The organism is Erythrobacter sp. S249 (assembly GCF_057364975.1).
The window spans coordinates 1,809,707-1,827,169 of the sequence record NZ_CP200287.1 but is presented as its reverse complement, the minus strand read 5'-3'; the positions used below and the strand labels follow the sequence as shown (position 1 = coordinate 1,827,169).

The window sequence follows — 17,463 nt, the reverse complement described above, 5'->3', positions numbered from 1 at the left end:
GCAGCAGCTTAACTCAAATTGGTGCCATTAGGTGGTGGTTAGCCAAAGCTGCGCGGCGCGTCAGGCGGTGTTAGTGGTAAGCTGCGCAATCAAATCGCTCACCGCCGCCTCGGTTTCCTCCAACGAAGTGCCTGTATCAATCACATAATCTGCGCGTTTGCGCTTTTCGCTGTCGGGCACTTGCAGGCCGAGAATGTGCTCAAATTTCTCCGCCGTCATGCCGGGGCGGGCAAGCACCCGCTCGCGCTGCGTCTCTGGCGGGGCGGAGACAACCACAACCGCGTCGACCGCTTCATTGCCGCCACCTTCGAACAGGAGCGGTATGTCAAACACCAGCAGCGGAGCGCCTGCATTGTCTTGCAGGAACTCGGCGCGCTTCTGGCCCACCGCAGGGTGTACAATACCCTCTAGCTGTCGCAGCTTCTCTGGCTCTGCAAACACCAGTTTACCCAGCGCCTCTCGCTCAACGCCATTTGGTCCGGTTGAACCGGGAAAGGCCGCCTCAATCGCGGGCAGCAATGATCCGCCGGGGCCCTGCATTGCCCGAACCTGCGCATCAGCATCAAACACGGGAACACCTTGCGCCTCAAACATGGCCGCAACGGTCGACTTGCCCATGCCGATTGAACCGGTGAGGCCGAGGATAAACGGCTTGCTCACTGAGATATGAGCTCGCGCAGCTGCGCATCGTGATCGCGGGGCGGGGCCTGCCCGAAAAACTTCTCAAACGCTGCTGCCGCCTGACCGATCAACATCGATAGTCCACCAATTGTCGAAAAACCTGCCTTAGCCGCGTGCTGCAAGAACGGGGTCTCAACCGGGTCAGTGACAATATCATAGGCAATGCTTCCGGGCGGCGCATGGCTCCAGTCAAACACCAGTTCGGGGCTGCCTCGCATGCCCAAAGGCGATGCGTTCACCACCAGATCGAGGCACCTGTCGCGGTCATCAAAGGCAAAGTCTGTGGGCTTCGCAAAATGATCGAGTGGGGCGATGTAATGCTCGCCCTTGGGGTGTAGTTCTTTCAGTAATTGCTTTGCTTTCGCCTGATTGCGCGCGGCGATCACGAGGGTGAAGCCATGCGCGGTGAGGGCAGTGATGATCGCCCTGGCCGCTCCGCCGGTCCCGATGATGCGCGCCATGCGAAACAGATGCTCGCTGGCCAAAATTTCCTGCAGCGGCTCTGTAAAGCCCACCGCATCCGTGTTGGTGCCGATAAGCTCTCCATTGTCCCCTCGATACACCGTATTGACCGCGCCAATCTTCTGCGCATCACCCTCCACCTTGCTAAGGAGCGGGATCATCTCTTGTTTCAGTGGCATAGTGACGTTGCAGCCGCGCCAGGCCGGATCCTCGCGGCGCTCAGCAATATAGGCGGCCAGATCAGCGCTAGTGACCCGGTGAGAGCGATAATCAGCTTCAATCCCAAGCTGTTTAAGCCAAAACCCATGGATCAGAGGCGATTTGGACTGCGCAATCGGATCGCCGATCACCTCGGCATAAGGTTTGGGCTCGCTCATGAGGGTAGCACGTCCAGTTCGCGCAGCGCGCCGAGCACAGGCAGCAGCGGCATGCCCAGAACGGTGAATTGATCGCCTTCAATTTCCTCGAACAATTGCACGCCCAGAGCCTCAATCCGAAAGCAGCCCACAGTAAAGCCGATCTCTGGCCATTCGTGGCTCAGATAATGCTCGATAAAGTCCTCTGACAGCTCGCGAACATGCAATTTTGCAAGCGATGTCGCGCTCCATTCGCATGTGTTTGCGCGCACCAGCGCCGCCGCGCTGTGCAGCTCAATCGCTTTGCCAGAGAAAAACCGCAAATGCTCCGCTGCATTCGCCCGGCCGGTGGGCTTGTCGAAGCGTTTGCCGCCCGCGACCACCAAAGAATCGCTGCCCAAAACCAACGCATCAGGCTCTTCGGTCGCAATCGCCGCCGCCTTCGCGACCGCTAGTGCCTCAGCAATCTCATGCGAGGCAGCGGCAGCCATTTCATCCTCAAGCGCGCGCTCGTCAATTGCGGCGGGGCGCGCTTCATAGGTCACCCCAGCAGCATCAAGCATCGCGCGACGAGAGGCCGACTTGGAGGCTAATATGAGTTTCGGGGAGGGCGCGCTCATATCGGTTTCGCCGTCCCATCAACCGGTCGATCGCGGCGCTCCCGCTCTTGCACCAGGCGAATAATCGCCGCCGCGCTTTCCTCAATCGAGCGGCGCGTCACATCGATCACGGGCCAGCCATTGTCGGCAAACATCCGGCGGGCAAATTGCAGCTCATCCTTTACCCGGTCACCGTCAACATAGGAGGTCTCTGTGCCCTCATTGAGTGACAGTAGGCGGTTGCGCCGAATTTGGACCAAGCGCTCTGGCGCGGTGGTAAGCCCGACGACCAAGGGATGCCGCAGGCCAAACAGCGCTTTGGGCGGAGGGCTTTCCACGACCAGTGGGATATTTGCGACCTTATAGCCGCGGTTGGCCAGATAGATGCTGGTTGGTGTCTTTGAGCTGCGCGAAACACCAGCCAGGACAATGTCGGCCTCTTCCCAATTTTCCCAGCCGATGCCGTCATCATGCGCGATGGTGAACTGAATCGCCTCCACCCGCTTGAAATAGGCCTCATCCATGAGGTGTTGGCGGCCCGGGCGGCCGTGCGCCTCTTCGCCCAATTGCGCCTCTAACGCCGCCGTGACGCCATCCAGCACGGGAACCGCTGGTAGTCCGAGTTGACGGCAATGCTCCTCAAGCCGGGCGCGGGTGTCAGGATTGACTAGTGTGAAGAGCACCAAGCCTGGATTGTCGGCCAGATCAGGTACAATCCGGTCGAGATGGTTGCGCGAACGCACCATAGGCCAAAAGTGACGGTTTACTTCGGGATCATCAAACTGAGCCAAAGCCGCCTTAGCGATCATCTCCAATGTTTCGCCGGTAGAATCCGATACGAGATGCAGATTCAGCCGGTTCATAGCGTTTGGTGTGTGATCCCTGGTCGGCGCAGTGCCAATTTCATGCTGCTTGGTCGCTATGCTTTATCAGCAGCGAGAGCATGTTGATAGACATAGGTATAAACCACGGGAGAAAACGGTCGACAAGATCGGGGACGAGATTCATGCCCAGTGACAGGCTTTGGGCTACCCATTTGTCGACACGGGACGGCGAGTTTAAACAGGCTGGGGAGAGCGGGGATAAGAATGGCTTGACCGCATAAATACCTAGATTCGCGTTCACCTTTGGGTCTGTTCAGAGCCGGAGAAATCAGGCAGAGGCTGGTAATTCCCGATTTCCACAGGGCCAACAAACTCCTACAAACCTTATATAAATATATATATTTATTGATTGGAGCCATTCTATGCCGGGCATCTTGCTCGATACTCTTAAAGGAACCAAACAGGAAAAGGTTCCCATTTGGCTGATGAGACAAGCCGGTAGGTATTTACCCGAATACAGGGAGTTACGTGCCGAAAAGGGTGGTTTCCTGGAGCTTGTTTACGACAGCGAAGCAGCGGCTGAGATCACGGTTCAACCCATTCGCCGGTTCGGCTTTGACGGGGCCATCCTGTTTTCTGATATTCTGATCGTTCCCCATGCGATGGGTCAGGGCCTCGCATTTCTCGCAGGCGAGGGACCCAAACTGAGCCCCACTTTGCTGGAGGCGAAGCTTGAAGACTTCACCGCGGCGCCAGAGCGATTTGATCCAATCTATGAGACCGTGCGGCTGACGCGCGGCATGATCAGCGAAGAGGTCACCATGCTCGGTTTCGCGGGCAGTCCGTGGACCGTTGCGACCTACATGATCGCTGGCGAGGGTAGCAAAGATCAGGGTCCAGCGCGCTTGCTCGCGTACCGCGATCCGGCCCGTATGCAGGCAATCTTGGATGCGATCATCGATGTGACCATCGGTTATTTACGCGGTCAGATCGACGCCGGGGCAGAGGCGGTCCAATTGTTCGACAGCTGGGCGGGAAGTCTTGCGCCAGATGAGTTTGAGCGCTGGGTTATTGCGCCGAACGCAAAGATCGTTGCAGCGGTGAAGCAGTCCCATCCCGACACGCCCATTATTGGATTTCCGAAGGGTGCTGGCGCGAAACTGCCCGGCTATGCGCGCGAGACCGGGGTCGATGCGATCGGGATGGATGAGACGCTTGATCCAGACTGGGTCCATTCGGTTTTACCTGACGGAATGCCGGTTCAGGGCAATTTTGATCCACTGTTGCTCGAGGCGGGCGGCGATGCCGTTGGCGCCCGTGCAAAACTGATCCTGCGTGCCTTTGCCGGGCGTCCACATGTCTTCAATCTGGGACATGGCATTGGTCAATTCACGCCGATTGAGCATGTCGAAAGCTTGCTTGAAACCATTCGGGGCTGATCAGGGGATGAAATTCACGCCAAGTCTCCCTACACAGGCTGCATGCAGGATCCTCTTTCGTTGATGTACGTGTGGCTCAAAGCAGGCCATGTGATTTTCATGGTGTTTTGGTTGGCGGGGCTGTTCATGCTGCCGCGCCAATGCATCTACATTCTTGATCACGCCAGCGGCTCTGAAGGCGAGGCGAAATGGGCCGAGCGCATGGGCAAGCTGCGTAAGATCATCATGACGCCCAGCCTCATAATCGTGTGGGTTTTGGGCCTAACCTTGGCCTATTCCACCGGCGCATTCACGCAAGGTTGGTTCCACGCGAAACTGGCTCTGGTGCTGGCGCTGACAGGCTATCATGGCTGGTTGGTGGGCCAGACGAAAAAGATGGCCCGCGGTGAGCGACCGCTGACCGAAAAGCAATTGCGCATGTTCGGTGAAGTGCCCGGTCTGATCCTCGTTGTGGTCGTGGTGCTGGTCTACACACGGCCGTTCTGAGCGAGGCGACTTTTGCGCTATCGGGTTTTCCTCAGACTTATCCGGCGCCTTACACCTGCCTTTCTCAGGCCAGCAGCAATTCGGGAATTGACCTAAGCGCGCCGCTCTCATATTTTGCAATCCATCAACCCGGCTTTGATGGCGCGGCAATCGCGTTATCAGGTCTGCTTTCTCCAAGCCCAAGCCTGCTCGTAAATCTGCGATCTGGCACCTCTTTTCAAAAGAGGCACTGACCCGCCGGTCATCTCCAAGACGGAACTGAAATTACTATGCATCTTAAAGACTTAAAACTGAAAACCCCCGCTGAACTCGTCCAGATGGCCGAAGAATTGGGCGTTGAAAGTGCCTCGACCATGCGGCGGCAAGATTTGCTGTTCAGCATCCTGCGCGAGCTCGCTGAGGACGAAGAATATAACGAAGACATCATGGGGATCGGCACGATCGAAGTGCTGCAGGACGGCTTTGGTTTCCTGCGCTCGCCAGATGCGAACTATCTGGCTGGCCCAGGCGATATTTACGTGTCACCAAACCAGATCCGCAAATGGGGCCTGCGCACCGGCGATACCGTTGAGGGGCAAATTCGCGCACCGAAAGAGGGGGAGCGCTATTTCGCGCTGACCGATCTCACCAGCGTAAACTTCGAAGACCCAGAAAAGGTGCGGATGCGCACCAATTTTGACAACCTTACGCCGCTCTATCCGGATGAAAAGCTGACGCTCGATCAGGCCGATCCGACGGTCAAAGACAAATCCGCCCGAGTGATCGATATCATCTCACCTCAGGGTAAGGGCCAGCGCGCATTGATCGTTGCGCCGCCTCGGACTGGTAAAACGGTTCTACTGCAAAACATCGCCAAGGCTATCACCGACAATCACCCTGAAGTGCACCTTCTGGTGTTGCTGGTGGATGAGCGGCCGGAAGAAGTCACCGACATGCAGCGTAGCGTGAAGGGCGAGGTGATCTCCTCAACCTTTGATGAACCGGCCAATCGCCACGTTCAAGTCGCTGAAATGGTTATCGAAAAAGCAAAACGCCTGGTCGAACACAAGAACGACGTGGTGATCCTGCTTGACTCCATCACGCGTCTTGGCCGGGCCTACAACACGGTCGTGCCAAGCTCTGGTAAGGTTCTGACCGGCGGTGTGGATGCCAACGCGCTACAGCGCCCTAAGCGCTTCTTTGGTGCCGCACGTAACATTGAGGAGGGCGGCTCGCTTTCCATCATCGCGACCGCACTGATCGACACCGGTAGCCGGATGGACGAAGTTATCTTTGAAGAATTCAAAGGCACCGGTAACTCTGAAATCGTGTTGGACCGTAAGGTTGCTGATAAGCGCATCTTCCCTGCACTCGATGTTGGTAAATCCGGTACGCGTAAGGAAGAGCTACTGGTTGAGAAGGACAAGCTCTCCAAGATGTGGGTGTTGCGCCGGATCCTGATGCAAATGGGTACGGTCGATGCGATGGAATTCCTGCTCGACAAGATGAAGGACTCCAAGACCAACGAAGACTTCTTCGAAACGATGAACCAATAGAAGCTGGCTGACGAGATGCTGCGGCAATATCTCTATATCAGCACCGCGCCGAGCCTCTCGCGCGAGGAAGTGGAATCGATCTTAGGCAGCAGCGCTCGTAACAATCCCGCGCGCGGGGTGACGGGCCTGCTGCTGTATAATGGGCGAAACTTCCTCCAACTGCTTGAGGGGGAAGAGGCGGAGCTGGTCGATTTGATGCTGCGGATTTCCTATGACCCGCGCCATTCCGGCGTTTCCTTGCTTGATCGGCGTAATATTGCTGAGCGGGCGTGCTCGGACTGGGCGATGAAGCGAATATTGATCGCAGAACCCGTTGAAGAGCGTCAGCGTTTGCTAGAGGCCGAGCTTCCGCCCGGTTTGGAGCCGCAAACACGCAAATTGATCGTCAATTTCGCGATTTTGAACTGACTTTCAGCTGCCGAGGCTAACGTTGATGAATTCTGCTACCCGCAAACCATCTTAACCGCGTTAACTGATCGTTTTCACTCAGACTGTATCCGGCGGCTATCCAAGGGGAAAGAAGCCGTGCGTCAAATCATCTACAGCAGTGTCCAAACGCCTGAACTCGGCGAAGGCGGTGTGTTTGAAATTATCCAGACGTCCGTTCGCAACAACACTGCGAAAGAGCTGCGCGGCTTTCTCATTTATTCAGGTGAGTCGTTTTTTCAGGTCCTTGAAGGGCCGGGCGATGCGGTAAGTGATGTCTTTGAGACAATTTGCAAAGATCCTCGCCATGAGAAGATCGAGGTTTTGCGCGATCAATCTGTTCAAAGGACACATTTTGATCGCTGGGCAATGCAGCGAATTGCCGTTCAAAGTGGCGATGATTGGGCGGCCAGTCTTGGGGCTTTGGAAGAATCCGTTCGGGACGCCGGAATTTTGCCATTTGTTGAAGAGTTCCTGAGATCGGCCTCAGCCAAAGCAGCATAAACGCGAAGTTTCGTCCGTTCTCAGCTTGCCGCCTTTTGGGATTCCAATTGCGCGGCCATCATCTCCCAGACCTTGTTTACGGCCTTTAGCGGCCGCACCATAACCTTGAAATCCTTGATTTTTCCTTCTTCATCGAAGGTAATCAGGTCTATGCCGTTCACTTTGATACCGTCCATTTCAGTCTCAAATTCGAGCACTGCTGTGTTGTCGCTAACAACTTCGCGAATATAGCGAAAACTGGCGTTGCCGAGCGTTTGCCCCGCAGCTGAAAGATAGGCGACGACGATCGGACGTCCCTCTTGCGGTGTGTGGACGACCGGGGAGTGAAAAACCGCATCTTCGTGCATGATACTGGCCAATTCTGATGCTTTGCTGCCGTTTTCGGCGATTTGATGCCACCTTTTGAGTGCCTCATGGGCGGTCATGCTTGTCATATCGCGTCCTAGGGTCATTAATTTCGCTTGGTGTCCGGTTGATACTATGCATCGCGCTTCGCCAATGCCAAACCAAATGTTACAGCGCACAGCTGAGCGCAAATGCCAGGGCGATCGGCCCCGTGAGGATGGAGAGGACACCCAATGAAGGTCAATATTGAGATTGATTGCACGCCAGAAGAAGCGCGCAGCTTCATGGGCTTGCCTGATGTGACGGAAGCCAACAACGCTTACGTGGATAACATCACCAAAGCGATGAAAGGCGTGAGCAGCCCTGATCAATTGCAGGAATATGCTCAGGCCTTGGCGCCTATGGGTCAGATGGGGCTGAAGATGTTCCAGAACTTTGTTGAGAATGGCATGCGGGCAGGGACGATGGGCGGATCATCGCGCTCGAAAAAAGACAGTTCTGACGATTAACATATTGAATAAAATGAATTACTTAGGCCTGCATTGAATGAGTGACACCATCTTTGCGATCTCCAGCGGTGCGCCTCCTGCTGCGATTGGCGTCATCAGGATTAGCGGTCCTGAAGCAGAGTCTGCATTGCGCAAGCTGGCGGGGCGAGATTTCACGCCGCGCCGCGCATCACTCGCGGCATTGCGAGACGCGGACGGTGGGCCGCTCGATCACGCGCTCGTTCTATGGTTCCCCGGGCCAGCAACGGCGACTGGCGAAGATTTGGCAGAACTGCATTGCCATGGGGGCAGGGCGGTCTTGGCCGCAGTGTCGGGCGCTCTGAAGGAACTTAAGGGCCTTCGAGCAGCGGAGGCTGGTGAATTTACCCGGCGGGCCTTTGCCAATGGGCGAATTGATTTGGCCGAAGCGGAGGGGTTGGGAGAGCTGCTCAGCGCTGAAACGGAGCTTCAAAGGGCGGCGGCGATCCAAATGGCGGGCGGCGCTTTTTCAGCCCAGGTAGAGGCATGGCGCACGTCTGTTTTGCGGCTTTCCGCGCGATTGGAGGCAGCACTCGACTTTTCGGATGAAGACGATGTGTCAGTTCTGCCCCCGCAGTTTGCCGAGGACATCGGTGCGTTGTCGCAAGATCTGGACGAATGGCTGGGCCGCCCGCGGGCCGAGAAATTGGGCGAGGGCTACCGAGTGGTGCTGGCCGGTCCGCCCAATTCCGGCAAATCCACGCTGTTCAATGCTTTGATTCAGAGCGAAGCGGCGATCACGTCGGACATTGCCGGTACCACGCGTGATGTGATCGAGCGGAACGTCGCCATTGCGAGCGTCCCGTTTAGTTTCGTCGATACCGCGGGCCTAAGGGCGGAAAGCGATGATGCAATCGAGCGGATCGGGATTGACCGTGCCCGCGAGCAGCTTGGGCGAGCGGATACGGTTCTATGGCTTGGGCCTGAAGGCGAGGGCCCTAATGGGGCCTGGGAAGTGGCGGCCAAGAGCGATGCGGATGATTATCAGGCGAAACCTTCTGCCGACTACGTTTTGTCGGCGACAACAGGTGCCGGTGTTGATGTGCTAAAACAGGGTCTGGTCGCCGCGGCGAGGGCGGCTCTGCCGAAGCCCGGCGAAGCAGCGCTGAATGCAAGGCAGCATTCGGTCCTATCTGACGGCGCTCAGGCGCTGCACGGAGCGATTGGTCAACGTGATCCGCTATTGTGCGCAGAGGAGCTAAGACAGGCCCGAGGCGCGTTTGATCGCCTCATTGGTCGCACGACCACCGAAGATATGCTGGACACGCTGTTTGGGCGCTTCTGCATTGGGAAGTAGGCTTTCTCGGCGGAGAAAGACCTTCGATAGTGGCGCACCTCAAAACAAATCAGTCAAACCGAGCGGTGTTTCACGTGAAACAGCTTTGACCCAAGCGGCGTGACATCCTATCTGGCGCAGCATGCATAGCTTTGATGTCCTCGTTATTGGCGGCGGTCACGCCGGTGTGGAGGCTGCCTGTGGGGCGGCTCGCATGGGCGCGCGCACCGGGTTGGTCAGCTTTGATCTCAGAACCATTGGCGCGATGAGCTGCAATCCGGCGATTGGCGGACTGGGCAAGGGTCATCTGGTTCGCGAAGTCGATGCGCTCGACGGGGTGATTGGCCGCGCAGCGGATGCGGGCGCCATCCATTACCGTATGCTCAATCGTTCCAAAGGGAGCGCCGTTTGGGGTCCGCGTGTTCAGGCTGATCGTGTGCTGTTCAAAGCTGAAGTTCAGCGGATCATTAAAGCGCAAGCGAATCTGACGTTGATCGCCGGAGAGGCTGCGGCGCTGCGGTTAGAGGGCGGACGGGTGGTCGGCCTGGAGCTGGCCGATGGCACGGCAATGGATGCGCCGCGCGTGATCCTTTGCACGGGGACTTTTCTCGGCGGGACTTTGTTTCGCGGCGAAGAGCGCTTTACCGGCGGGCGCATTGGTGAAAATTCCGCTCAGCGTTTGGCCGAGCAACTGCGCGGCGCCGATCTGCCTATGGCGCGGCTGAAGACAGGTACGCCGCCTCGAATTGATGGGCGCACGATTGATTGGGCGGCATTGCCCGAGCAAGCTTCAGACGATGAAAGTTGGACCATGTCGGCGCTCACTGAAAAGCGCGCGAACCCTCAGGTGTTTTGCGCAATCACGCGGACCACAGAGGCGGCGCATGACGCCATTCGCGCTAATCTGCACCGCTCTCCGCTGTTTTCCGGCGCGATTGACGCGGCCGGCCCGCGTTATTGCCCTTCGATCGAGGACAAGATCCACCGATTTGGGGATCGCGATGGGCATCAGGTTTTCTTGGAGCCGGAAGGCCTAAACACGCATTTGGTCTATCCAAACGGGATCAGCACCTCCCTTCCGGTGGATGTTCAGCGCGATATGGTTCGCGCAATGGCGGGTCTGTCCCAAGCGGAAATCGTCGAACCGGGCTATGCAGTGGAATATGACCATATTGATCCACGGGCGCTGACACCCGACCTTGAGTTGCGAGCTATCCCAGGGCTCTATTGCGCCGGGCAGATTAACGGGACGACGGGCTACGAGGAAGCGGCTGCGCAGGGCTTGATTGCAGGTCTTAACGCGGCAGCTGCAGAGACTGACCGCGAGGCACCTGTTTTGGACCGCGCGAATTCTTACATCGCGGTGATGGTGGATGATCTCACGCTGCAAGGGGTGAGCGAGCCGTATCGGATGCTCACCTCGCGCGCTGAATACCGCTTACGGTTGCGGGCCAACAACGCCTCTACGCGCCTAACAAGGCTGGGCATTGATGCCGGCTGCATTGGCGATCATCGTTCGAATTGGTTTGAGCAACGTGAAACTATGCGAGAGGTGTTGGTGCCTCTGTTCGCGCAAAAGCTCCATTCGAAAGATTTGGCAGACGCAGGCCTACCGGTTCGGCGTGATGGCGGTGAAAAGCCTATCTCCGAGTGGCTTCGCCATGATGGTGTCGAATTTGCAGACCTGCTCAATTGGGTTGATACTGAACTTGCCGAGGCGCTTTATGCGAATGCAGACCTTGCTGATGAGATGGCTGAGGATGCGGCTTATGAGCCTTATCTCGCACGTCAGGATGCGGAATTGCGAGATCTCCGTGCGAGTGAGAGCCTGGCGCTCGCAGGTGACTTCCCATTTGCTGAGGTTCCCGGGCTCTCTTCAGAGATGATCGAACGGCTGACCTCTGCCAGTCCTCCAACGCTTGCCGCGGCGGGCCGTGTGCCCGGTGTTACGCCGGCTGCTCTCTCGGCTTTGCTGGTATACGCACGCCGGTGGCAAACCGCCGCATGAGCGATCACGCCATCATTGAGACTGAAGAGCAGGCACGTGCGTTTGTTGGTGAGTGGGCTGACGCCGAAGCAATCGAGCGATTGGAGCGCTTCTCAACACTTCTTCTTGCTGAAAACAAACAACAAAATCTGATCTCAAAGCCTTCAGAAAGTCAGCTTTGGCAGCGCCATATCGCCGACAGCGTTCAGCTTCTACAACATGTTCCACGTGAAACACGCGAAGATCGCAGCGGAACTCCATGGCTCGATCTGGGAACAGGCGCAGGCTTTCCGGGGATAATTTTGGCTACTCTGTTACCTAACATCCCTATGGTTTTGGTTGAGTCCAGGGCTCGCCGCGTTGAGTTTCTAAACGGTTTAGTCAGCGAACTAGACCTCAAGCGATGCCGGGTGGTGGGTGAGCGTCTGGAAAAGATAAAACCATTTCCAGTCAATGTGATAACCGCGCGTGCCTTCGCACCACTTGATAAGCTTCTGCGCCTTTCGCACCCGTTTTGTACCGCGCATACCCGCTATGTTCTCCCCAAAGGCCGGTCTGCATCGGATGAGTTAGCGGGACTAAAAGCTCGTAATCGGCGGAAGTTCCACGTGGAACAATCATTGACCGATCGCGACGCAGGTATCATCGTCAGTTTGTGAGTTGAGAACGCGGCGTCGAATGGCTTCGGTTGCAGCGATTTTGGACTCGCTTGAGCGCAAATCCCCCGCAATGGGCGGTCTTTGTGCTTAGAGTTTTGCTGGTTCGAGCACCAATAAGGAACGCGTTAAGATGCTGACAATCGCAATTGCAAACCAGAAGGGAGGGGTTGGTAAGACGACCACTGCCATCAATATTGCAACAGCGATGGCGGCGACGGGGTGGCGGACCCTGCTGATCGACCTTGATCCTCAGGGCAATGCGTCGACCGGTATGGGCGTTGATGCCAATGATCGCGGCCTGTCGAGCTATGACCTCTTAGTTGATGAAATTGCGTTGGAAGATGCAGTTGTGCCGACCAGCATCCCAGGCTTGGATCTCGTTCCGGCAACGGTGGATTTGAGCGGCGCTGAGGTTGAGCTCGTTTCTGTCGAAGAGCGGACCGGGCGACTCAAAGCGGCTTTGGCCAATCATGGCGAGCACGATATTTGCTTTATCGACTGTCCGCCGTCTTTGGGTCTGCTGACGCTCAACGCTTTATGCGCCGCCGATACTCTGCTGGTACCATTGCAATGTGAGTTCTTCGCGCTCGAAGGCCTCAGCCAATTGCTTCAGACGGTTGAGCGCATCCAACAGCGTTTCAATCCTGATTTGGGTATTATTGGCGTGGCGCTCACAATGTTTGATCGCCGCAACCGTTTGACCGACCAAGTCGCTGACGATGTGCGCGATTGCCTCGGCAATTTGGTGTTTGAAACGGTCATTCCGCGCAATGTCCGTTTGTCGGAAGCGCCGAGCCACGGGCTACCAGCGCTTGTTTATGATCATTCTTGTACGGGCAGCCGCGCTTACATCGCGCTGGCCCGCGAGTTAATCGGACGATTCCCGCCAGAAAGGAAAGCCGCATGAGCCGTAGTGTGAAATCGGGTTCGAACCCATCTGGCGAGAAAATTGAATTTTCTGTACCGCACCGGGGACCTGGTGACCGGAAGAAGAAGCTCGGTAAGGGTCTGGGAGCGCTGTTGGGCGAAACTCAGCGTGAAGAGCCGCTTGTCCGTAGTGATACATCGCAGAGCTCTGATAAAGCGTCAGAAAATGGAAATGCGAAGCCCGTTTCTGGGCTAGCCGCTCTGCCAATAGCGTCGATTAGCCCACTGCCAGGGCAGCCGCGCAAGCACTTTGATGATGCGGCGCTCGCAGAGCTGGCTGCGTCGATTGCAGCGCGCGGTGTTATTCAACCGATCATCGTTCGGCCGCGCGGCGAGGGCCGCTATCAATTGGTTGCGGGCGAACGCCGCTGGCGGGCTGCGCAAAAGGCGCGCTTGCATGAGATTCCTGCGCTGGTTCGTGAGCTTGATGACCGCGAAGTGATGGCGCTCGCGCTGATCGAAAATATTCAGCGTGAAGACCTCAACCCGGTCGAAGAGGCGCGCGCCTATCAGCGCCTTGCCGATAGTGAGGGTATGACCCAAGCGGAAATCGCTCGCATGGTCGACAAGTCGCGCAGTCATGTGGCGAACTTTCAGCGCCTTTTGGGTCTGCCGAGTGCGGTGCTTGATCTTGTCGAGAGTGGCAGGCTGTCCATGGGCCACGCACGCGCTCTTATTGGACAAGAAAACGCCGCAAGCCTCGCTCAGCAGGCGGTGAACGACAACCTCTCCGTGCGGGAAATTGAGCGTATGGTGCGCAAGGTTGCGGGCAAAGTGGCGACCAAGGCTCCGAAAGCGCAGGTGGGCGGGCGCGATCCGGCAAATGATGCCGATATCGAAGCGGTCCAGCGCCACCTGGAGGAATTTCTGGGCCTCACTGTGAGGATTAAGGCCGATGCCGATCCACGCTCTGGCGCGGTCACGATCCGCTACCGGACGCTCGATCAATTGGATCTGGTGTGCCAGAGGCTGACGGGCGGCGATATCTAACGCCGATTCAGCGGCAAGCGATTCTTGCAAAGATTCACTAAATCAATGCTTTGAGCTGCTTATACAGCGTGATTGAATTGTGTCTTAAAGTCGCGCCGCGCAACTCGCGCTCCTTTTTTAGCCCGTTGGACGCTCTTTCGTTTGCGGACGACATAAACAAAAGCGCGCGAGACTGACTGAGAGCCCCGCGCGCTGATATATCGGTATTTCGCGGCGTCTAAGCCCGCCGTCCTACCTCAGTTCTTGATCATTTTGACCGGGCGCGGTGCCGGCACAACCCGTGTGGGCTGCTTGATCATTTGTGGCTCTGGAATTGTGCGCTCACGCACTGGCTCTGGTACAAACTCCTCGCGGACATTCTCACGCACGATCACGCGCTGGCGTTGAGTGGTCTGTACCGGAACCAGGACTGTTTGCTGTGATGGTTGTGCTTGGTAGCAGTTACAGCCCCCATAGCCATAGGCGACGGGTGCAGGTGCATATTGCGGATACGCATAAGCCGGCGCCGCGATTGTCCGGCTAGCAAAACGCTGTGGCGGTGCAGAGACCAGCCCGTTGTTCTGCTGAAGATAATCGTTGAGTGCTGCCTCGCAATCATAGCCATCATCATCGTCGCCATCGCCAATCAGGGTGCCAATCGCCAGGCCGGCCAAGCCGCCTGTGCCCGCACCGATCAAGGTGCCAGCCAAACGCTCGCCGCTGGATACGCGGTTACCGATGATACCGCCGGTGATTGCGCCAAGCAGGCTGCCAATGATGCCGCCTTTTTCCTTGCCATCGCGGCCGTCGGTGCGGCGGCGGCATTCTGCGAGCCATTGTTCGCGTTCAAACACCACTGGCTGAGACGCTGGGTAATATTGAACCGGAGCCGCTTGGCCGAAACCACCATCCGCTGGCGGGATGGAGCGAGTTGCCGTGCGCGGCGTGATGTAACGCGTGCGAATGACGGTTTCGACACCGTCTTCTCCCATGATGATCTCTTCGGTCTCACCCAAGGTGCTCCCACCGGTTTGCGCCGGAGCGATCGAGGTCTGAGGCATTGGGGCTGGCGCGGTTTGAAGATCCGCCGGGAGTGATTGAATCTCTCCCTCGGTCATCACCACTTCCGCCTGTGCGAAGGCAGGTGCGGCGCTGGCCAAAGCCAGTCCAGCGACCGGAGCGCTGAGGCTGCGAAGCGCGAAATGGATTGTCGACATCAAAAGTTTCCCCTGTGCTTATAGAGCGATCATGGGGCGCGATATTGTGCGATTCGCACGCCGAGCCCATGGCAGATTGTTAGTTACTATCAACTAACACACCAAACCAGCCAAACAGCGGAACTGTCTCTTTTCGGGGCGATTGAGCGCGATATCTGAGTGATCAGCCGACGTTTTTAGCCGAAAGGGAGCTAAATTCGGTCGCTCAATAAAGCGGCGAGGGCCTGTAACCCGCGCGCATCCTCTCCCGTGAAGCGAGCAGCCTCCGGACTGTCGCAATCGATCACCGCGATCACCTCGCCATCGCGCATGACAGGAACGACAACCTCGGATTGGCTGGCAGCATCGCAGGCAATGTGCCCTGGGAAGACGTGGACGTCCTCGACCAGTTGAGTTTCGCCAGTTGCCGCCGCGGCGCCGCACACACCTTGGCCAAAAGGAATGCGAATACAGGCAGGGCGGCCGACAAACGGCCCGAGCACCAGCTCCTTTTCCGTCCCGTTTTGCACCACGCGGTAGAATCCTGCCCAATTGAGACGGGGGACAAATTCCCAGATTAGCGCAGCCACATTGGCCATATTGGCAATGCCATCGCTCTCCCCGGCGGTAAGGGCGTCGGCGGCATCGCCCAATTGCCGATAAAGTTCAGCTGGCGCGAGGGTTTCGTCGGGTTTGAAATCATACATGGCACTTGGCTGTCTAATCGCTTCCCCCATTGCCGCAAGGGCGAGCCTCTTATATCGCGGATAGCTATGGCTATTATTCGCAAAATTCTCATCGCTTTGGTCGTCCTACTTGTGATCCTGGGCATTGCTGGTTTCTTTTTGACGCGCGGCGACACCGCTGAGCTGTCGGTTGACGAGGTCGCGGGCACCGATCCCACCTTGGAAGAGCCCGATCCTGAAAGTTTCCCGACGGTGCAGATCGCAAAGCCGGTCGGCTGGGAAGAAGGCGCTTTGCCTGTGGCCGCTGAAGGGCTGGCCGTGACGCGCTTTGCCGAAGGCCTGGACCACCCCCGCGTACTCTACGGCCTGCCGAATGGGGACGTGCTGGTCACTTTGACCCGGGCGCCCAAGGCGGAGGATGATAGCGACGGTGGTATCATGGCCAGCATTCGTGGATGGGTCGCAGAATATCTGTTCTCAGAAGCGGGCGCCGCAGGCGATTCGGCCAATCAAATTATTCTGCTGCGCGATGAGGACGGAGACGGTGTCGCTGAAAAGCAGAGCGTGATCCTGTCGGAAGGACTCGATTCCCCATCCGGCATGAGCTGGAACGATGGCACGCTTTACGTTGCCAATCACAATGCCGTGTTGGCATTCCCTTATGAATTGGGTGCGGAAGCTGTCACGGGCGAGCCGACCAAGCTGATGGATCTGGCGCCGGGCGGTGGGCACTGGATGCGCAATATGGAGCTGCACCCGGATGGCAATCGCCTCTATGTCGCGGTCGGTTCGGTCAGCAATATCGGCGAAAGCGGGATGGAGGTCGAAGAAGGCCGGGCGATGATCTGGGAGTATGATCTGACGGCTGGGCGTCAACGCCAGTTTGCCGTCGGTCTGCGCAATCCCAATGGTCTCGACTTTAGCCCATGGTCGGGTGAGCTGTGGACTACGGTGAATGAGCGCGACATGCTTGGTTCTGACCTGGTGCCAGACTATCTGACGAATGTGCCGGTTGGCGCGCAATATGGCTGGCCGTGGCTATATTATCGCACCAACATCGATCGCCGGGTTGAGGCACCGATGCCGGCCTATCTGATGGAATATGCTCGCTATCCGGAATATGCGCTTGGCCCGCATGTCGCCGCGCTGGGTCTGGTCTTCACTAAGGAAGGCCACCGCATGGGGGATGGATTTGCCAGCGGCGCATTCATCGCGCGGCACGGGTCTTGGAATCGCAAGCCGCCATCCGGCTATGACGTTGTCTATGTCGCCTTTGACGAGCGCGGCAATCCGACGGGTAAGCCTGTGCCTGTGCTGACTGGTTTCTTGAACGAGGACGGCACGACAAAAGGCCGCCCAACTTGGGTCGAATGGGGCGGCGATGGCTCTTTGCTGGTGTCAGACGACACTGCGGGGATCATCTGGCGCGCTGTTGCGCCCGATGCAGAAGCGGGCGCGGGGATCGAACGTTTGCAAGGTCGGCGTTTGGAGCCTCAACGCGAGCTCAGCGGTAGCCCCAATGCGAGCTTTGGCGAAGACGACTATGCCCGCATCCAGCCCGCCGAGTGACGCCTAGGTA

Annotated in this window: 19 protein-coding genes; 12 read left to right on the top strand and 7 right to left on the bottom strand. The window is 57.4% G+C overall.

The genetic code is table 11. The features are described from left to right. Positions 1-60 precede the first annotated feature (60 nt). Genes coaE through AC0V6V_RS08620 form a run of 4 tightly spaced genes read right to left on the bottom strand, consistent with a single transcriptional unit; the run spans position 61 to position 2,961 of the window. Positions 61-660: a dephospho-CoA kinase gene (gene coaE, locus AC0V6V_RS08635; protein ID WP_486164991.1), complete on the bottom strand. Its 600-nt coding sequence runs from the start codon at positions 658-660 to the stop codon at positions 61-63. After that, a complete protein-coding gene (gene aroE, locus AC0V6V_RS08630; protein WP_486164990.1) occupies positions 657-1,520 on the bottom strand; it encodes a shikimate dehydrogenase in 864 nt (287 codons plus the stop codon). The genes coaE and aroE overlap by 4 nt, the downstream gene beginning before the upstream one ends. Then, entirely contained in the window at positions 1,517-2,119 is a 603-nt protein-coding gene (locus AC0V6V_RS08625; RefSeq protein ID WP_486164989.1) for a Maf family protein, read from the bottom strand. Before AC0V6V_RS08625 ends, aroE begins: the two co-directional genes overlap by 4 nt. Beyond that, on the bottom strand, positions 2,116-2,961 hold the full coding sequence (locus AC0V6V_RS08620; RefSeq protein WP_486164988.1) for a pyruvate, water dikinase regulatory protein: 846 nt from the start codon (positions 2,959-2,961) through the stop codon (positions 2,116-2,118). The genes AC0V6V_RS08625 and AC0V6V_RS08620 overlap by 4 nt, the downstream gene beginning before the upstream one ends. A gap of 383 nt (positions 2,962-3,344) precedes the next feature. On the opposite strand from AC0V6V_RS08620, the gene hemE reads away from it, so the two are divergent. The 5 genes from hemE to AC0V6V_RS08595 all read left to right on the top strand — a co-directional run bounded on the left by hemE (position 3,345) and on the right by AC0V6V_RS08595 (position 7,312). Continuing rightward, positions 3,345-4,361 carry a uroporphyrinogen decarboxylase gene (gene hemE, locus AC0V6V_RS08615; protein WP_486164987.1) on the top strand — a complete coding sequence of 339 codons (1,017 nt, stop codon included), beginning with the start codon at positions 3,345-3,347 and terminating at the stop codon, positions 4,359-4,361. Positions 4,362-4,403: 42 nt separating this feature from the next. Continuing rightward, positions 4,404-4,847, top strand: coding sequence for a CopD family protein (locus AC0V6V_RS08610; protein ID WP_486166295.1), 444 nt, complete (start codon positions 4,404-4,406; stop codon positions 4,845-4,847). A 269-nt stretch (positions 4,848-5,116) separates the two neighbouring features. After that, complete coding sequence (rho, locus tag AC0V6V_RS08605; RefSeq protein WP_472643758.1) at positions 5,117-6,382, top strand: transcription termination factor Rho; 1,266 nt, start codon at positions 5,117-5,119, stop codon at positions 6,380-6,382. Positions 6,383-6,397: 15 nt separating this feature from the next. Next, complete coding sequence (locus AC0V6V_RS08600; RefSeq protein WP_486164985.1) at positions 6,398-6,790, top strand: BLUF domain-containing protein; 393 nt, start codon at positions 6,398-6,400, stop codon at positions 6,788-6,790. Positions 6,791-6,907: 117 nt separating this feature from the next. Further along, the gene (locus tag AC0V6V_RS08595) at positions 6,908-7,312 is read left to right on the top strand and encodes a BLUF domain-containing protein (protein ID WP_486164984.1); all 405 of its coding nucleotides are present in this window, start codon (positions 6,908-6,910) and stop codon (positions 7,310-7,312) included. 20 nt (positions 7,313-7,332) lie between these two features. Here AC0V6V_RS08595 and AC0V6V_RS08590 read toward each other — a convergent pair whose 3' ends face one another. Then, entirely contained in the window at positions 7,333-7,746 is a 414-nt protein-coding gene (locus AC0V6V_RS08590; RefSeq protein ID WP_486164983.1) for a nuclear transport factor 2 family protein, read from the bottom strand. 144 nt (positions 7,747-7,890) lie between these two features. On the opposite strand from AC0V6V_RS08590, the gene AC0V6V_RS08585 reads away from it, so the two are divergent. The 6 genes from AC0V6V_RS08585 to AC0V6V_RS08560 all read left to right on the top strand — a co-directional run bounded on the left by AC0V6V_RS08585 (position 7,891) and on the right by AC0V6V_RS08560 (position 14,023). After that, positions 7,891-8,166 (top strand): DUF6489 family protein, encoded by a 276-nt coding sequence (locus tag AC0V6V_RS08585; protein ID WP_486164982.1) that lies wholly within the window; start codon positions 7,891-7,893, stop codon positions 8,164-8,166. A gap of 37 nt (positions 8,167-8,203) precedes the next feature. Next, positions 8,204-9,481 (top strand): tRNA uridine-5-carboxymethylaminomethyl(34) synthesis GTPase MnmE, encoded by a 1,278-nt coding sequence (mnmE, locus tag AC0V6V_RS08580; protein ID WP_486164981.1) that lies wholly within the window; start codon positions 8,204-8,206, stop codon positions 9,479-9,481. A 121-nt stretch (positions 9,482-9,602) separates the two neighbouring features. Next, the gene (gene mnmG, locus AC0V6V_RS08575; protein WP_486164980.1) at positions 9,603-11,468 is read left to right on the top strand and encodes a tRNA uridine-5-carboxymethylaminomethyl(34) synthesis enzyme MnmG; all 1,866 of its coding nucleotides are present in this window, start codon (positions 9,603-9,605) and stop codon (positions 11,466-11,468) included. Beyond that, positions 11,465-12,106: a 16S rRNA (guanine(527)-N(7))-methyltransferase RsmG gene (rsmG, locus tag AC0V6V_RS08570; RefSeq protein WP_486164979.1), complete on the top strand. Its 642-nt coding sequence runs from the start codon at positions 11,465-11,467 to the stop codon at positions 12,104-12,106. The genes mnmG and rsmG overlap by 4 nt, the downstream gene beginning before the upstream one ends. 130 nt (positions 12,107-12,236) lie before the next feature. After that, positions 12,237-13,013, top strand: a complete 777-nt coding sequence (locus AC0V6V_RS08565) for a ParA family protein (protein WP_472645777.1) — start codon at positions 12,237-12,239, stop codon at positions 13,011-13,013. Continuing rightward, positions 13,010-14,023 carry a ParB/RepB/Spo0J family partition protein gene (locus AC0V6V_RS08560; RefSeq protein ID WP_486164978.1) on the top strand — a complete coding sequence of 338 codons (1,014 nt, stop codon included), beginning with the start codon at positions 13,010-13,012 and terminating at the stop codon, positions 14,021-14,023. The genes AC0V6V_RS08565 and AC0V6V_RS08560 overlap by 4 nt, the downstream gene beginning before the upstream one ends. Before the next feature lie 236 nt (positions 14,024-14,259). Here the strand turns inward: AC0V6V_RS08560 and AC0V6V_RS08555 are convergent, their stop codons facing one another. Further along, positions 14,260-15,219: a glycine zipper 2TM domain-containing protein gene (locus AC0V6V_RS08555; RefSeq protein WP_486164977.1), complete on the bottom strand. Its 960-nt coding sequence runs from the start codon at positions 15,217-15,219 to the stop codon at positions 14,260-14,262. 191 nt (positions 15,220-15,410) lie between these two features. Next, a complete protein-coding gene (locus AC0V6V_RS08550; RefSeq protein ID WP_486164976.1) occupies positions 15,411-15,905 on the bottom strand; it encodes a GAF domain-containing protein in 495 nt (164 codons plus the stop codon). A gap of 66 nt (positions 15,906-15,971) precedes the next feature. On the opposite strand from AC0V6V_RS08550, the gene AC0V6V_RS08545 reads away from it, so the two are divergent. Further along, complete coding sequence (locus AC0V6V_RS08545; RefSeq protein ID WP_486164975.1) at positions 15,972-17,453, top strand: PQQ-dependent sugar dehydrogenase; 1,482 nt, start codon at positions 15,972-15,974, stop codon at positions 17,451-17,453. Positions 17,454-17,463 lie beyond the last annotated feature (10 nt).

Bases quoted from the DNA above. Each gene is read 5' to 3' on its own strand.
- mnmG (WP_486164980.1), top strand. From the start codon at position 9,603: ATGCATAGCTTTGATGTCCTCGTTATTGGCGGCGGTCACGCCGGTGTG.
- AC0V6V_RS08585 (WP_486164982.1), top strand. From the start codon at position 7,891: ATGAAGGTCAATATTGAGATTGATTGCACGCCAGAAGAAGCGCGCAGC.
- aroE (WP_486164990.1), bottom strand. From the start codon at position 1,520: ATGAGCGAGCCCAAACCTTATGCCGAGGTGATCGGCGATCCGATTGCG.
- AC0V6V_RS08565 (WP_472645777.1), top strand. From the start codon at position 12,237: ATGCTGACAATCGCAATTGCAAACCAGAAGGGAGGGGTTGGTAAGACG.
- AC0V6V_RS08560 (WP_486164978.1), top strand. From the start codon at position 13,010: ATGAGCCGTAGTGTGAAATCGGGTTCGAACCCATCTGGCGAGAAAATT.
- rho (WP_472643758.1), top strand. From the start codon at position 5,117: ATGCATCTTAAAGACTTAAAACTGAAAACCCCCGCTGAACTCGTCCAG.
- AC0V6V_RS08625 (WP_486164989.1), bottom strand. From the start codon at position 2,119: ATGAGCGCGCCCTCCCCGAAACTCATATTAGCCTCCAAGTCGGCCTCT.
- AC0V6V_RS08590 (WP_486164983.1), bottom strand. From the start codon at position 7,746: ATGACAAGCATGACCGCCCATGAGGCACTCAAAAGGTGGCATCAAATC.
- AC0V6V_RS08550 (WP_486164976.1), bottom strand. From the start codon at position 15,905: ATGTATGATTTCAAACCCGACGAAACCCTCGCGCCAGCTGAACTTTAT.
- AC0V6V_RS08545 (WP_486164975.1), top strand. From the start codon at position 15,972: ATGGCTATTATTCGCAAAATTCTCATCGCTTTGGTCGTCCTACTTGTG.
- rsmG (WP_486164979.1), top strand. From the start codon at position 11,465: ATGAGCGATCACGCCATCATTGAGACTGAAGAGCAGGCACGTGCGTTT.
- AC0V6V_RS08555 (WP_486164977.1), bottom strand. From the start codon at position 15,219: ATGTCGACAATCCATTTCGCGCTTCGCAGCCTCAGCGCTCCGGTCGCT.
- AC0V6V_RS08610 (WP_486166295.1), top strand. From the start codon at position 4,404: ATGCAGGATCCTCTTTCGTTGATGTACGTGTGGCTCAAAGCAGGCCAT.
- hemE (WP_486164987.1), top strand. From the start codon at position 3,345: ATGCCGGGCATCTTGCTCGATACTCTTAAAGGAACCAAACAGGAAAAG.
- mnmE (WP_486164981.1), top strand. From the start codon at position 8,204: ATGAGTGACACCATCTTTGCGATCTCCAGCGGTGCGCCTCCTGCTGCG.
- AC0V6V_RS08620 (WP_486164988.1), bottom strand. From the start codon at position 2,961: ATGAACCGGCTGAATCTGCATCTCGTATCGGATTCTACCGGCGAAACA.
- AC0V6V_RS08600 (WP_486164985.1), top strand. From the start codon at position 6,398: ATGCTGCGGCAATATCTCTATATCAGCACCGCGCCGAGCCTCTCGCGC.